The 15231-nt window shown below is 41.5% G+C and carries 9 protein-coding genes and 1 tRNA gene; 7 read left to right on the top strand and 3 right to left on the bottom strand.

Annotated features, from left to right (window positions below):
* Window positions 1-5 precede the first annotated feature (5 nt).
* Window positions 6-458 carry a hypothetical protein gene (locus P3G65_RS01265; protein WP_019291424.1) on the top strand — a complete coding sequence of 151 codons (453 nt, stop codon included), beginning with the start codon at window positions 6-8 and terminating at the stop codon, window positions 456-458.
* Window positions 459-705: 247 nt separating this feature from the next.
* On the opposite strand, the gene P3G65_RS01270 is transcribed toward P3G65_RS01265, so the two are convergent.
* Window positions 706-778 (bottom strand) — tRNA-Thr (locus tag P3G65_RS01270).
* Between the two features lie 188 nt (window positions 779-966).
* On the opposite strand from P3G65_RS01270, the gene radA reads away from it, so the two are divergent.
* The 4 genes from radA to ald all read left to right on the top strand — a co-directional run bounded on the left by radA (window position 967) and on the right by ald (window position 5496).
* The gene (radA, locus tag P3G65_RS01275) at window positions 967-2328 is read left to right on the top strand and encodes a DNA repair protein RadA (protein WP_029345652.1); all 1362 of its coding nucleotides are present in this window, start codon (window positions 967-969) and stop codon (window positions 2326-2328) included.
* A 131-nt stretch (window positions 2329-2459) separates the two neighbouring features.
* The gene (locus tag P3G65_RS01280) at window positions 2460-3536 is read left to right on the top strand and encodes a PIN/TRAM domain-containing protein (protein WP_195917651.1); all 1077 of its coding nucleotides are present in this window, start codon (window positions 2460-2462) and stop codon (window positions 3534-3536) included.
* 22 nt (window positions 3537-3558) lie between these two features.
* Entirely contained in the window at window positions 3559-4188 is a 630-nt protein-coding gene (locus tag P3G65_RS01285; protein WP_019291421.1) for a pyridoxamine 5'-phosphate oxidase family protein, read from the top strand.
* A gap of 186 nt (window positions 4189-4374) precedes the next feature.
* The gene (ald, locus tag P3G65_RS01290) at window positions 4375-5496 is read left to right on the top strand and encodes an alanine dehydrogenase (protein WP_019291420.1); all 1122 of its coding nucleotides are present in this window, start codon (window positions 4375-4377) and stop codon (window positions 5494-5496) included.
* A 30-nt stretch (window positions 5497-5526) separates the two neighbouring features.
* Here the strand turns inward: ald and P3G65_RS01295 are convergent, their stop codons facing one another.
* Window positions 5527-6021, bottom strand: a complete 495-nt coding sequence (locus P3G65_RS01295) for a GNAT family N-acetyltransferase (RefSeq protein ID WP_019291419.1) — start codon at window positions 6019-6021, stop codon at window positions 5527-5529.
* A 145-nt stretch (window positions 6022-6166) separates the two neighbouring features.
* On the opposite strand from P3G65_RS01295, the gene gltX reads away from it, so the two are divergent.
* The gene (gene gltX / locus P3G65_RS01300; RefSeq protein ID WP_019291418.1) at window positions 6167-7606 is read left to right on the top strand and encodes a glutamate--tRNA ligase; all 1440 of its coding nucleotides are present in this window, start codon (window positions 6167-6169) and stop codon (window positions 7604-7606) included.
* A gap of 26 nt (window positions 7607-7632) precedes the next feature.
* Here gltX and P3G65_RS01305 read toward each other — a convergent pair whose 3' ends face one another.
* Window positions 7633-8586, bottom strand: coding sequence for a zinc-dependent alcohol dehydrogenase family protein (locus P3G65_RS01305; RefSeq protein WP_029346059.1), 954 nt, complete (start codon window positions 8584-8586; stop codon window positions 7633-7635).
* A gap of 248 nt (window positions 8587-8834) precedes the next feature.
* Here P3G65_RS01305 and P3G65_RS01310 point away from each other — a divergent pair, with 248 nt between their 5' ends.
* Entirely contained in the window at window positions 8835-15203 is a 6369-nt protein-coding gene (locus P3G65_RS01310) for a SpaA isopeptide-forming pilin-related protein (protein ID WP_195917653.1), read from the top strand.
* Window positions 15204-15231 lie beyond the last annotated feature (28 nt).

Here is a 15231-nt window from a genome sequence, read left to right on the forward strand (position 1 = left end):
AAACCATGAAAAAAATATCAGTAATAGCTCTACTCCTTGTCAGCTTGCTTGGTTTATCTGGATGTGGAAATCAGCAAACCAATAAACAACCGCAAAAGGATTCCAGTACAGTGGCAGGTAAAAGCAAAGAAAGTACAGTAAAATCCGATACAGCAACATCAAAAAGTGATGCAAGTGTAGAGCAGTCTAAGTCAGAAAAAAACCAAGAATCAACAAGTAAGGATAATACCAGCACAGAGGCTTCTAAAGTGTCTCCAGATCCCCAAGCTCCAGAAGCAGACCATACGGTAAGAACTGAATCAGGCAGCACCACGGACTTAGGTCAAGCACGTATTGCACTTTATGAAGCAGGTATTGATTCCCATAGTATGACGGATGATGACATTTTAACTGTCTGGGAACGTTCAAAAGACAAGGAAGAATTTGTAAAAAATGTAAAAGAATATCTCAGACAATAGTGTTGTTTAGAGCTCAAAATAGGCTTTACAGAGCGTTTTAAGAAGTACTTTACAGTAAATACAATAAAAATGGTAGTGCTATTATAACTACCATTTTTATTGTATTGAATTATCATAAGGAAGAGGATTTGAGGGATTGAAAAATTCTTTGAGGAGAAAAGAAAACAGTCAGTGAAGTCTGTCTTTTGATATGTTATAATCAAATAATGGGTAAAATAAAAAGCCTTAAGAGGCTAAAATTTATTCATGCCACTGAATGGAATCGAACCATCGACCTCCACCTTACCATGGTGTTGCTCTACCGACTGAGCTACAGCGGCTATATTTGTGCTTTCGCCCAGTCAGAGAGCAACAGATGAGGATTTGCTCTGCAAACCCTTATCCACCGATTGGAAGCAGTGCTTCCAACTCTACCGACTGAGCTACAGTGGCTTATAGTTAAACCATAATTATTTTAACAAAAATACGAATAAAAGTCTATAAGAATAATAGAAATGAGGGCTTCAAAATAGCTAAAAAAAAATCAACCTTTCTTTGTCAAGAATGTGGCTATAAATCAGTAAAAAAACTCGGACGTTGTCCCAATTGTGGCGCTTGGGGCTCCTTTGTGGAAGAAGTAGAAGTCCAAGAGGTAAAAAATCAGAGAGTAAGTTTGACAGGTGAGCACTCTAAACCCATGAAGTTAGATCAGGTTGAACTTTTTGATACACCGCGCGTGGAAACCGACCTAGATGAGTTTAACCGAGTCCTTGGAGGCGGTGTCGTTCCAGGAAGTCTTGTCCTTATTGGGGGTGATCCAGGGATTGGTAAATCGACTCTACTGCTTCAAGTATCTACACAACTTGCTTCAAGAGGGCGTGTCCTTTATGTGAGTGGGGAGGAGTCAGCTCAACAAATTAAGCTACGTGCTGAGCGTTTGGGCGACATTGATACAGATTTTTATCTTTATGCTGAAACCAATATGCAAAGTATCCGAAATGAAGTGGAACGTCTACAGCCAGATTTTCTTATTGTAGATTCGATTCAAACTATCATGACGCCTGAAATTCAGAGTACCCAGGGTTCAGTTAGTCAAGTGCGTGAGGTGACAGGAGAATTAATGCAATTGGCCAAAACTAACGATATTGCGACTTTTATTGTCGGACATGTCACCAAGGAAGGGCAACTTGCAGGCCCACGTATGTTGGAACATATGGTTGATACCGTCTTGTATTTTGAAGGAGAACGCCAAAATACATTCCGAATTTTACGCGCGGTCAAAAACCGTTTTGGTTCAACAAATGAAATTGGAATTTTCGAAATGCAAGGCAGTGGTTTAGTGGAAGTAACCAACCCGAGTGAAGTCTTTCTGGAAGAACGTCTAGAGGGTTCTACCGGATCTGCTATCGTCTGTGCGTTAGAAGGTACTCGTCCGATATTGGTTGAAATTCAAGCTTTGACAACACCAACCATGTTTGGGAATGCCAAACGTACAACCTCCGGTTTAGACTTTAACCGTGTGAGTTTAATCATGGCAGTACTTGAAAAGCGTGCCGGTTTTCTTTTACAACAGCAAGATGCTTACTTGAAATCTGCAGGTGGGGTCAAGTTGGATGAACCAGCCATCGACTTGGCAGTCGCTGTGGCAATTGCTTCCAGCTATAAGGAAGAGCCAACAGATGCACGTGAATGCTTTATTGGCGAAATTGGCCTAACTGGAGAAATCCGACGTGTCACACGTATGGAGCAACGTCTCAATGAAGCAAGTAAATTAGGTTTCCAAAAAGTATATGCGCCTAAGAATAGCTTAGCAGGTGTAGATATTCCAGAAAATTTGCAAGTGATCGGCGTGACGACTTTATCTGAATGTTTGAAAAAAGTGTTTGGCTAAGAAAAAGCTTTGTGAGTCAAGATGTCATAATCGTAATAGGACAAACAAGTATCTTGTTATGATGTGTGATATAATTGACACAGAGCTTTTTAGTTATAAAAAATTGAGGCTATGTACAGAAAGGAAGTCTTATGCGTCGTTGGATAATTCATGTTCTCATGGGTATTGTGGGTGCTTCTTTAGGCATCACTACTCTCCCTTGGGTTTGGGACCTCTTTAGACAAGAGGGAAATGCTTTTAATCAGGAAATTGTAAATGGGTTAATTGGAGCAATTATTTTTGTTATTTTATCATTCTTTATGTCCAATTTGCTGATGCGAGCATTGAAAAAACTAGATCAAAAAATTACGAGAGTCAATCTTTCAAAAATGGTATTTAATTTTATTGGTGCTATTTTAGGTCTGACCGTAGGTGTGCTTTTAACGATTCCTCTCTCTTTACTCGGGGTACCAGTATTAAGCAACATTATTTCCTTTGTGCTGATCATTGGTCTGCTTTATCTTGGCTATACGGTCTTTGATAAGCGAGGAGATGAAATCTTTAAAATCGTTTTTCGTAAACGTAAAGAAGTCGCTGCAGTGGATAAGCCCGTGGTCAAAGAAGTCGTTACAGCTCAACATGCTATGATTTTGGATACAAGTTCGGTTATTGACGGACGTATTTTGGATGTATTAAAAACAGGTTTTATCAGTGATAAAGTAATTGTACCTAATTTTGTATTACTAGAGCTCCAGCTCATTTCAGATAGTGCTGATCCCTTGAAACGTGCCAAGGGTCGCCGTGGTTTGGATCTCGTAAATTCCTTAAAAGAATTTGACAATGTTGAAATTTCTAATAAAGACTATAAGGACATACGCGAGGTTGACACTAAACTGCTTCGCTATGCTAGCGAAATCGGTGCGAAGTTAGTCACAAACGATTTTAATCTCAACAAAGTAGCGGAGATCCAAGGCGTAATCGTCCTAAACATTAATGATCTTGCAAACGCCGTTAAGACACAACTGGTGGTTGGGGAGCAGATTGAAGTAACAATCATTCGTGAAGGTTCTGAACGTCAGCAAGGTGTAGCCTATCTACCAGATGGTACAATGATTGTCATTGAAGATACGGCCAAAATGATTGATAAAAAAGTGTTGGTTGAGGTTGCAAAAGTTCTGCAAACAAGTGCAGGACGTATGATTTTTGCTGAGCTTGTTCATCCAAAATAGTTAAACAAAAATAAGGAGAAACATGTACTTTAAGCGTTTTTTACAACTTTTTCTTATCTATGTACTAGCAGCACTTGTCCTTGTTGGTATTATTTCAACAAATTTTTTGCAAAATAAAAATCTAACTTTAATCCTAGCTTTACTTATCTCCTATGCAGTACTAACCTTGCCCTTGGTTCTTTTGACCGTGTTGAAAACCAATAAAAAAGCAACGAGTGTTGGTGCTCAAGGTCAAGGAGGTGAAGTACGACGTATATTGGGACTTCTTCCGGGTTACCTTGCTTTGAGTTGTTTAACAAAAGATGGGGAATCAACAACGACGATTATGAGTTTTATCCAATCAGTCCATGAAGAAAATATATTTTACATGGTAGCTGATAAGCATGCCCGTAAAGTACAAAGCATTAAGGAAAATCCTGATGTCTCTTTCACTACATGGTTTGATAGTTTAGAGAAGGGGGAGCGTTTATCCTCGAATAATGTGTATGCCGAAGTCTTAGAAGAAGCGGCAGCAAAAGAATGTGTTAAACAGGAACCTAATCTACTGAAGGTGCATGAAAATGCGGCAAATATGGCCATTATCAAACTTACGGTTAAATCCTTGGTTCATGAAAACTTTAAAGAAGGTAGCCACATAATAGAATTTAATTGAAGTCTTTTTAGACTTCTTTTTTGTTACACAGATACAAAAAATACGTATAAGTTCATAGTTGCAATAAAACTTTAGAAATGTTATTCTAATTATGAAGGCGGTTACATTTTCGCTTTTGTCGTATTATGGTTTCAAACAAAAAAGGGGAAAAGCCCCGAAGCATATATCTATATGGAGGATAATTTGATGAAAATAGGTGTTCCAACAGAGATCAAAAAACACGAATATCGTGTAGGACTTGCACCAGAATTTGCTGCAGCTTATGTTGCCGCTGGACATGATGTCTATATTCAAAAAGGGGCAGGTGAAGGCTCATCATATTCCGATGAACTTTACACAGCAGTTGGCTGTAATATCTTACCAACTGCCGAGGATATTTATGAAACAGCGGATATGATTATAAAGGTCAAAGAACCGCTTGAGCCAGAATATTCATTGATGCGTGAGGGACAAATATTTTATACCTATTTCCATTTAGCAGCAGATAAAGCATTGACAGAAGCTGTTTTAGATAAGAAAATTGTCGCGATTGCCTATGAAACCATCCGCGACCGTAACGGTGCACTGCCAGCGCTTAAACCCATGTCTGAAATTGCAGGGCGTTTATCAGTCCAAGAAGGTGCGAAATACTTGGAACGTCCTTTTGGAGGACGTGGTGTTCTTCTTGGAGGAGTGACTGGCGTTCTTCCAGCAAATGTTTTGGTACTTGGTGGTGCAGGAGTTGTTGGTCGTAATGCTGTCGCTATGGCTGTTGGGCTTCATGCTAATGTTACTGCAGTCGATGTGAATTTAGATGCCTTAACTGAGCTTGATAAGCTCTATCAAGGGCGTGTAAACACGGTTTACAGCACTGATCATACGGTAAAAGATCTGATTTCTAAAGCAGACTTAGTGATTGGAGCTGCGCTTATCCCTGGTGCAGCTACACCACAGCTTATTCGCCGTGAACATTTACCATTGATGAAAAAAGGTGCAGTTATTGTCGATGTGGCAATTGATCAAGGAGGAACTTGTGAAAGTTCTCATGTGACTTATCATGACAACCCTGTTTTTGAAGAAGAAGGTGTTATCCACTATTGTGTTGGTAATATGCCTGGTGCTGTCCCTGTAACTTCGACAGCAGCTTTAAATAACGCAACTCTCGCAAATGGTTTAGCTATAGCAAACAAAGGTTATAAAGAAGCCTTGAGAGCTAACTCAGGTCTGAAAGAGGGACTAAATGCAGACCATGGTAAGTTGACATGTAAACCTGTTGCTGATTTCTATAACATGGTTTACACAGACATTGATGAAGTTATAAGTAATTAAATAAAAAAGCGCTGCCTGAGCAGCGTTTTTTTATAGAGGAAGAACCATGTTGTACCATGTTTCTCCTGCAAGTTGTGAGTCAGAAATTCCTTTTGAAACGAATCCATAACGTTCGTAGTAAGGAATAAGGCTTTCTACACAAGTCAAGCTGATGCCTTGACGGCTTTCCTCAGCTGCAGCCTCTTTCATCAAATCCAGTAATGAAGTAGCAATACCAAGTCCTTGGTATTCACTATCTACAGCAAGGCTAACGATAATTTGAAAGCGGTCAGTCGGAAGACTTGCTTCTGTTTTTTCAAACATATCGTCTGTCAGATAACATTTATCAGAAGTTGGGCCCACAAGAATGCCGACCACTTTACCTTCTTCATTTCGAGCGACGAAAAAACGCTCAGGAATGACTTGGATACGTTCTAACATTGAAGCGCGTGAGAGTACCTCATCCGCTGGGAAAGAAGTCTCTTCAATGTGCATCACATCATCAATGTCTGTGATTTTTGCTTTGTCATATGTAATTTTAGTCATATCTCTATTCTAACATGGTCCTCCTTGTCGAGTCAATGAAGCTTGTGTTTCTTTAATTACAGTATGATTTTATAATGACTCACTGTTAGAAACATTGCTCATAATATGATAAAATAAAAAGGATCGAAACTAACAGGAGAAAACTATGTCTAATAACATTCGTGTGCGCTATGCGCCATCACCAACTGGGCTTTTACATATCGGTAATGCCCGTACTGCACTTTTTAACTATCTTTTTGCGCGTCATTATGATGGAGATTTCATCATTCGTATCGAAGATACAGACCGCGAACGTCATGTGGAAGATGGGGAACGTTCTCAACTTGAAAACTTACGTTGGTTGGGGATTGACTGGGATGAAAGTCCTGAAACACATGAAAACTATCGCCAATCTGAACGGTTGGAACTTTACCAAAAATATATTAATCAACTTTTGAGTGAAGGAAAGGCTTATTACTCTTACAAAACGCCAGAAGAGCTTGAAGCTGATCATGAAGCACAAGAAGCAGCAGGTGTTGCACCTCATTATGTCAATGAATATGCTGGGATGTCAGAGGCTGAGAAAGAAGCTTACATCGCTGAACGCAAAGCTGCAGGAATTACACCGGTTGTTCGTATTTCTGTAAATGAAACAGCCATTTATAAATGGACAGATATGGTTAAGGGCGATATCGAATTTGAAGGTGGGAACATTGGCGGTGATTGGGTTATTCAAAAACGCGATGGTTACCCAACTTACAACTTTGCTGTAGTAGTGGACGACCATGACATGCAAATTTCACACGTTATTCGTGGTGATGACCACATTGCGAATACACCAAAACAGTTAATGGTTTATGAAGCTTTGGGCTGGGAAGCTCCTGTCTTTGGCCACATGACTTTAATCATTAACTCTGAAACAGGGAAAAAGTTGTCTAAACGTGATACCAATACGCTTCAATTTATCGAAGATTACCGTAAAAAAGGTTTCATGGCAGATGCTATTTTCAACTTTATCGCACTCTTAGGTTGGAACCCAGGCGGGGAACAAGAAAAATTCAGCCCGGAAGAACTTGTGAAACTTTTTGATGAAAAACGTTTGAGTAAATCTCCGGCAGCCTTTGACCAAAAGAAACTGGAATGGATGGACAACGAGTACATCAAGCATGCAGAGTTTGAACCTGTTTTTGAATTGACAAAACCTTTCCTTGAAGAAGCTGGACGCTTTGATGCGCGTGCTGAAGAACTGGTTAAGCTCTACAAACCACAAATGAAATATGCTGAAGAAATTCTGGAGTTAACAGACCTCTTCTTTGGTGAATTCCCAGAACTCACAGACGAAGCCCGTCAAATGATGGAATTGGAAACTTCACCAGTTGCGGTAGGCACTTTCCGCGCGAAACTTGAAAACTTAGAAGATTTTACTGCTGAAAACATCTTCCCGCTTTTCAAAGAAACGCAAAAAGAAACAGGAGTTAAAGGAAAAAATCTTTGGATGCCAATTCGTATCGCTGCTTCTGGTAGCATGCACGGCCCAGAATTACCTGAAACAATCGCTCTTTTAGGCAAAGAAAAAGTCCTTGAACATATGGCACAGTTTTTATAAAAAGCCGCAAGTAATAAACGCACGAGTTATAGCTCGTGCGTTTTTTGTATGAATGAAATTAACCGTTTGTTTTTTTGCGGATATTTTAAAGACGAGATGAGCTGGTCATAAGGGGTGATTTCCACGGCTTGGTTGAGGAGTAAACGTCTATCAGCAACCAAGTTAGCCAGAGTCTGCATGATTTTTTGCCACTCTTCGGGACTGAGTTTAGCATTCCAATGCCGCAGATGAAAGATACCGATGTCAATAGGTAGTTCGGTTATTTTTCCCCAGTTGACCTGTTCGCCCGAAAGGAGCCCAAGAGCTTGAAACTTTCCACCCGATCGGACACAAGCAGCCAAATCTGTCCCATCCTGTCCACCGACACAATCAATGGCAGCATCTACTTCGAGATTAACCAAGTCTGTACGTAATTCCTGAGCACCGCGCTCCTTTAGGAGCTGGTGCTTTTTACTGTCGCGTGTAATAGCGATAAAGTCAAAACCCAGTATTTGTGAAAGTTGGGCAAAGATTTGACCAATAGAAGAACCAGCAGCATTTACAGCAAGTTTTTGACTAGGTTTTAATGCAAGAACTTCTGTACATAGAAGCCAAGCTGTCAAAGGGTTGATGTAAAGCTGACTAGCGGAAATCAAATCAAGAGTATCAGGAACAAAAAATGCATGAGATATAGGGCATTTGACAAAAGTTTGCCAAGTCCCTTCCCCTTCCAAGGGTAAAACACGTTGACCGATAAGTTTGCGCGAAAGTGCGCAGCCAACATCTGCGACAAGACCAACCCCTTCATAGCCTGCAGTAGCAGGAAGGCTTATCCTGTGCGCATATGCACCGGTCATTGGGATTAAATCTGAAGGATTGACCGGAGCATAAAGCATTTTTACAAGAAGTTCTTGGGGCTGTAAACTTGGTTGACACTTCTCTTTAAGCCTTAAGACTTGATGAGGCAAGCCATAGCTCTCGTAACTGAATGATGAGTACATGGCTTTATTATAGCAAACTTATAAATTTTAAGACACAGCTATAATTTTCCTTCAAAAATATATCTTAGTGTAAAGTTACAGAAAGATTACAATAAAGTTTATTTGCTTCTTTTTAGTAATCAAAGAAAAAACTTTGACAAAAAGTAAACTTATGTTAAACTTAGTGTGTATAATGTGTCTTTTAGGTTAAAAATGTGTACAAATTATCCTATAGGCGTTGAGAAAATATTAAGAAGGAGTAAAGTTGGATGAAGAGTAAAAGACTCTACAAAGTCGTACGCTTACTTATGATCGTCTCTCTTGTGGTTCAAGCCTTGCTACCAGCATTAGCTATCGCAGAAACCATAGACAAGGAAGAAAAAAACGGTCGCACGACTTTGAACAAGGCGCAGTGGGAAGATGAAAAGAATCTTCAAACTGTTATTGTAGAAGGAAAGGTTGAAAAGGGTACTGCGGAAGATAATCAACCTGAAACCATCGTTTTGAAAGGCGCAGACTTTGAGAACGTCACAACAGAAGAAAATATCTCCGGCCTTACAGAAGGCAGCTATAAGTTGGAAGATAATAAAGTGCTTTTAAACTTAACGGAGCAGAGCGAGGGAAATTTCTCTTTGAAACTTTACGTTGTGAAAGATTCTTTAGTCAATGGAAAAGAGATTGAAGTCACTCTAGGGGATCAAGTGCTCACTCTTCCGATTAAGCTTGAAGAAACAGATAAAGAAAAACCAACAGATGATGAGAAAACATCTGATAAGGAAGCCGAAACCAAACCTGAAAAGGAAACAAAGCCTGAACAAGAAAGTTCAACTTCTAAGAAGCAAGTTGGCAATATCGCAGATAAGGAGCGTGGCTTACCTTTTGCCATGACAGAGCTTCTGCCTAATGCAGCAGGTCTTCCTTGGGACATCGCTAAAGACAGTAAGGTTTCAGACCCTGATACAGATAGCTTAGCAGACATGGGATTCTCGGATGTTCCTGGCGCTCATGATGGACGTATCTGGACAGACAAAACAGTTCGTCACGACCTCGGCAGCTTGGACGATGATCAGTTTGAAGTAACACTCTCTGCTTTGGCACAAAGTGCACCTATACGTGCCGGTTATCAAATTCCTGCGGATACTGTCTTTACCATTGACGTTTCTGGAAGTATGACTCGTGTCGATCCTGGCGCAGGACGTTCACGTATCGCTCTTCTGGTTGATGCGCTTAATGAAGCTATTGGTATCTTGCAAGATGCTAACCCGCTCAATCGTGTAGCTGTAGTAGCTTATGGTGGCCGTACAGGTGGTTTTGCCCGTGTCGAAAATGTTTTTGCTCTCGGCAGATATAACCCTAACAGTAATGGTGCTTTCTTTACCATGACAGGGAACTCCCAAGTCAATGTTGTGGCAACTGCTGTAACTGGTTCAGGTGGACAAGTTAAAGTTAATAACTTTGTTTCACAAGGTTCAACGCCAACCCAGTGGGGAATTCGTGAAGCCAGTCGTATTCTGGAAAACGTAACTGACCAACAAGTTGAGGTTCCTGTGACAAATGATGCTGGGGAAGAAGAAAATCCAGTAAGAGTAACACGTCGTCCTAATCTTATCCTAATGACCGATGGTGAACCAACCATGGGTCGTCCTGACTTTGACTTTGATGCTTTAACTCCAGTAACTGTTGGTCCAAATGGTAATCAACTCGTAGCGAGCGACGGTGATTTCTATGGAGATGGTAGTTATGGTGAGCAAGGTCTAGCTGTAATGACAGCCTTGACAGCCGCCTATCGTGGCAAAACAGTCCTTAATCACTATTTTCCAAATGGAAATGTTGCAGGCGATGCACCAACTCAACCTGCAGCAGATATCGGCTTCTTTAGTATCTCTTTAGGAAAACAAGACACAGAAGCCGGTCAAAACTTAATCAGTGCAACATTGAATCCTACGCCGGAGAATACAGACAAGGTCGGACCAAATGTTCGTCATCAGATGGGCTTGACTGGGACATCAGCAGGACCAACAGCTGCTACACCAACCTTAACAACACTCTTTAATAACTTTGCTACGAATGGTGCAACAGGAAACTTCCAAGCGCAATTTAGACAAGCCTTTGGGACATATCAATGGAATAACACTAAGAGTACAGTTAATATCAGAAATAACGCTTCTGTAGAACTTTCAACAACGGACATTGCTTATGCAGATGAGTTTTTCAAAGCGGATGACTTACAAACCTTGCGCGATGCCTTTATCTCGATTACCAACAGTATTCAAGATACAGGGAACAGCGAAATCTTAGGCGGAAATGGGAACGGCACAAACTTGGGTGCAGGTACACTGGATTTCTCTGATGTCTTGGGAAAATACATGAGCTTTGACGGTCTGACTAATATCGAGTTCCCAGCACGAAATGGTGGAACATTTACCTATAATATTTCAGAGGTTGATGCACATCGTGAAGATTTTATTAAAACATTAACACAGCAAATCCGTCTTCCTGACGGCAACTTTATTGATGCTGCAACAGCAGGAGCGATACTTGATAATCGCCCAGATAATGTCATTACTTATTTTACAAATGACCAAGGGCGCTATATCGGTCTTACTGCTGACGGAGCAGCGACGAAGGCACAGGTTTACCCTGTCTGGGGCGAAATTGAAAACCAAGTCGACTCTGCAGTAAATAATGTGAGCGGTCTCCTATTTACTGTTCATACGGCACTCATAGATCATACTTTTACCTCAGACTATGGTTCAGCAGAGCATAAGTCAGGTTATAGAGAACTCCAAGCCAAGGATCAGTTTGTGCATTGGAGCATTCCTGCGCATCTCATTCCTGAACGTACAGTTCAGCAGAACGAAGATGGAACAGTTAGTATTACAGGGAACACTTCACCTATACAGGCAAGATTCAATGTTGGTTTAGATGAAGCACGCGTAGAAGAAGCTTTACTTGCAGGAGAAGCCCTCCCAACAAACTTCTTCTCTAACTACTGGGATAATGACGCAAACAGCTCTTTTGCAACTTTTGAGCCGTCTACTGAAAATCCCTTTTATAACTTTGATGGTGCAAGAATTGTAGGAAAAACTGCCAATCCGACAAATACCAAAGCTCATGTCAGCCGACAACTGGTCGAAGCAGATCCAACAGCTCCAGCAGGACAAGATGGGCGTATTGTTACCAATCTCTTGGGAAATAACGGTACATTTGCTCTTGATTACTATGGACAAATCAGACTAGAAAAAGAATTTATTTTCCTTGATGAAAATGGTAACCGTGTCAACTCTGATGGAGCTATACCAGCTGGCGTTACACTCCGACCATTGACCTTTACAATCACAGGTCCAAATAATTTTGAGGAAACAGTGACTTTTGACCCAGATAAGTTTACACTAGAAAATGGCAAATGGCACTTTGACTTACCAGAATATCTGCCAGCAGGCGTTTACACCATCAAAGAAGCGGGCGGAGATGTTGAGCAGGCTGACCCAGGTTATACACATATGCCGGGAGAGTTTGACCAAACCGTAACCGTAATACCGGGTGGTGTAGCCACAGCAAGCTTTGTCAATGTTTATGTGCAACCCCAACTTAATACACCTTCCTTACGTATTATGAAATTCTTCCACGGCTTGCCAGCGGACACTTATCCAGAAGACTTTGAAATTCTTATCGAGTATCTTGGAGATGGAAACCCACAACCGGGCAACGGAGATGTATGGACTCTTAATACAACAACGGGGTATTATGAAACAAGAGTGAGCCGAGCAGATGCTATAGCAGGAAGATCCTTCATCGGTATCCATGAAGGGCAGTACAGAATCAGTGAGCTTAACGCGGATAATGCCAAAGATGCAGGCTATATCCTCTCCAACAGCACTTGGGCTTATCGTCAGCTTGGAGCAGGAAACCAAGATAACTTTGGCAGTGGTCAAGGATTGGAACCTGTAACGGTGACGATTGGAGCAGCAGAAGATGTGAGCTTTAGATTTGATAACTTTTACCAAAAACTAGGTTCATTGGATTTGAGTAAAACGTTTGAAAATATCCCGCTTGATCGCATTCCAGATGACTTCTATCTTACTGTGACTAACGACAATGGGGATGAAATTGGTCGCTTAACGAAAGCGCAGATTCTCAATGATGAAAAAATCATCCTTGCGGACCAACTACCACCGGGCCGTTACACCATTCAAGAACATAACTATGAGATTGAAAATTGGAGACTTGAAGCTGTAGCCTTTATCAACGGTGCAGCAGAAGTTGGAATGCCTGACCCAATCTGGCATTTCGATGTCCCGGGACTTATCGGAAATAGCGATGTTACCATTAATATCGTCAACAGATACGTGTTCACTGCGGAACCTATCGAACCACCGCTTCCTCCCGTTTATCCGCTCCAAATGACCAAGGTTGACCAATATGGCAATCATGTCGCTGGTGCAGAGTTTGATCTGGAAGTCTTCGATACCTCATTAAATGGAGGTGCAGGTGATTGGAGAATCCTTGTCAAAGGTCTTCAGTCAAATAGTGATGGTTTAGTACGTTATGTGGTCACTGAACCAGGACGCTATCGTTTCCATGAAACGCAAGCTCCTGGAGGCTACCAACTCCCAGATGATCCTTATAGCGAGGAGCGAGAAGTGGTAGATGGGAACACAGACACCATTTACTTCCCTAATATGGTCAACACACTCACCGCACGTATCCAACTTCATAAGACAGATGTGGAGGGTGAAGGCTTAGCAGGTGCTGTCTTCAAGGTTGAATATAGAGCGGCTGAAACGGATAACTGGTCAACTTATGCAGAAGGTATGACAACTGGAGCAGGTGGTTATCTCGGCCTTAATGTCGAAAACGATGGTTATTATCGCTTCATTGAAACGCAAGCACCAGATGGTTTTGTCTTAGATAGTACACCACGTGAAGTTCATGTTAATGCAGGAGAAACTGGAGATACCATCTTTAATGTTGATGGTGTGGTTAACCGTCCGTACGCAAGTATCCAGCTACGTAAGACAGATGTGGAAGGTCAAAATCTAGCAGGAGCTGTCTTCAAGGTTGAATTCAGTGAAAACAAAAATGGCCCTTGGGAAACTGTTGCAGAAAACTTAACTTCTGGCGACGATGGTCTTGTCAAGCTTGAAGATATCGAAAAAGATGGTTATTACCGCTTTATTGAGACAGTAGCGCCAGCTGGCTTTGTCTTAGACAGCGAACCACGTCAAGTCCATGTAACCGCAGGTGTAGGGGGACAAGTCCTCTTCTCTGCTGGCGATATGGCAAACCGACCAATCGCAAGTATTCAATTGCGTAAGATTGATGCAGAGGGTCAAAACCTCGCTGACGCTGTCTTCAAGGTTGAGTTCAGTGCAGACGGCAATGAACCTTGGGAAACCATTGCGGAAGCCTTAACTTCTGGTAATAATGGTCTTGTCAAACTTGATGTTGAAAAAGACGGCTACTATCGTTTTGTTGAAACGCAAGCGCCATCCGGCTTTGTCACCGATGGTAGCCCACGCCAAGTTTATGTTAATGTTGGCGAGACAGGGGAAACAAGCTTTGATGCTGGAACGATGATTAACCATGAGAAAGAAGCACCTATTTCACGTATCCAACTGCGCAAGACAGATGAAGCCGGTCAAAACCTAGCAGGCGCTATCTTCAAGGTTGAATTTAGTGAAAACGAAAATGGACCTTGGGAAACTTACGAGGAAGGTTTATCTTCTGGAACAGACGGTCTTGTTACGACGGTTGTCGAAAAAGAAGGCTACTACCGTTTTATCGAAACACAAGCACCAAACGGCTTTATCCTTGATAGCACTCCACGTCAAGTGAAAGAAAAAGTTACGATAGGAGATACAGGCGAAGCCCTCTTTGAGGCTGAAAATATGGTCAATATACGTAATGCTCGTATCCAACTTCGTAAGACAGATGAAGCCGGTCAAAATCTAGCAGGTGCCGTCTTCAAGGTTGAATACAGTGAAAACGAGAATGGTCCATGGGAAACTTACAGAGAAGATTTGGAATCTAAAGCAGATGGTCTTGTGAGTACTGATGTAGACAAAGCAGGTTTCTACCGCTTTATCGAAACAGAAGCACCAGACGGCTTTATCTTAGATAGTGAGCCACGTCAAGTGCCACAAGAGGTAACAATGGGAGGTGAAGAGCAAGCACTCTTTGATGCTGGAACGATGGAAAATAAACCAGTCGATCCAGAAACTCCAACACCCCCAACACATCACTATGCTATCCAACTTCTGAAAGTTAATGAACAAGATAATCCACTTCAAGGTGCTGTCTTTAAGGTAGAAACCGAAGATGGAGAAATTGTAGCACAAAATGTGAAGTCAAACGCGGACGGATTGGTAACAGTTACTGTACCAGGTCCAGGTAAATACCGCTTTGTCGAAATCCAAGCGCCATCCGGCTACAAGTTAGATAAGACACCGCAATATGTCACTATTGCAGAAGAAGATGGCTCGGGTGTCTTTGATGCCGGTAAGTTGGTTAATAAACCAAAACCACGTCTTCCGATTGTCGGAGATAACTTAGGGCTATGGCTCTTGACTTCTGGTCTAATCTTCCTTCTTGGTGCAGGTTTTGTATTATACAAGAAGAAAAAAATCAAAATTTAAGAAAGTCTTTGAAGTAAGGGATTTCTTA

Origin of the sequence: Lactococcus sp. bn62 (assembly GCF_029492705.2) — a bacterium.
In the GTDB taxonomy this organism is placed as follows: Bacteria; Bacillota; Bacilli; order Lactobacillales; family Streptococcaceae; genus Lactococcus; species Lactococcus petauri.

Excerpts from the sequence above, each read along its gene's own strand:
- P3G65_RS01265 (WP_019291424.1), top strand. The coding sequence starts at position 6 with ATGAAAAAAATATCAGTAATAGCTCTACTCCTTGTCAGCTTGCTTGGT.
- P3G65_RS01280 (WP_195917651.1), top strand. The coding sequence starts at position 2,460 with ATGCGTCGTTGGATAATTCATGTTCTCATGGGTATTGTGGGTGCTTCT.
- P3G65_RS01285 (WP_019291421.1), top strand. The coding sequence starts at position 3,559 with ATGTACTTTAAGCGTTTTTTACAACTTTTTCTTATCTATGTACTAGCA.
- ald (WP_019291420.1), top strand. The coding sequence starts at position 4,375 with ATGAAAATAGGTGTTCCAACAGAGATCAAAAAACACGAATATCGTGTA.
- P3G65_RS01295 (WP_019291419.1), bottom strand. The coding sequence starts at position 6,021 with ATGACTAAAATTACATATGACAAAGCAAAAATCACAGACATTGATGAT.
- gltX (WP_019291418.1), top strand. The coding sequence starts at position 6,167 with ATGTCTAATAACATTCGTGTGCGCTATGCGCCATCACCAACTGGGCTT.
- P3G65_RS01305 (WP_029346059.1), bottom strand. The coding sequence starts at position 8,586 with ATGTACTCATCATTCAGTTACGAGAGCTATGGCTTGCCTCATCAAGTC.
- P3G65_RS01310 (WP_195917653.1), top strand. The coding sequence starts at position 8,835 with ATGAAGAGTAAAAGACTCTACAAAGTCGTACGCTTACTTATGATCGTC.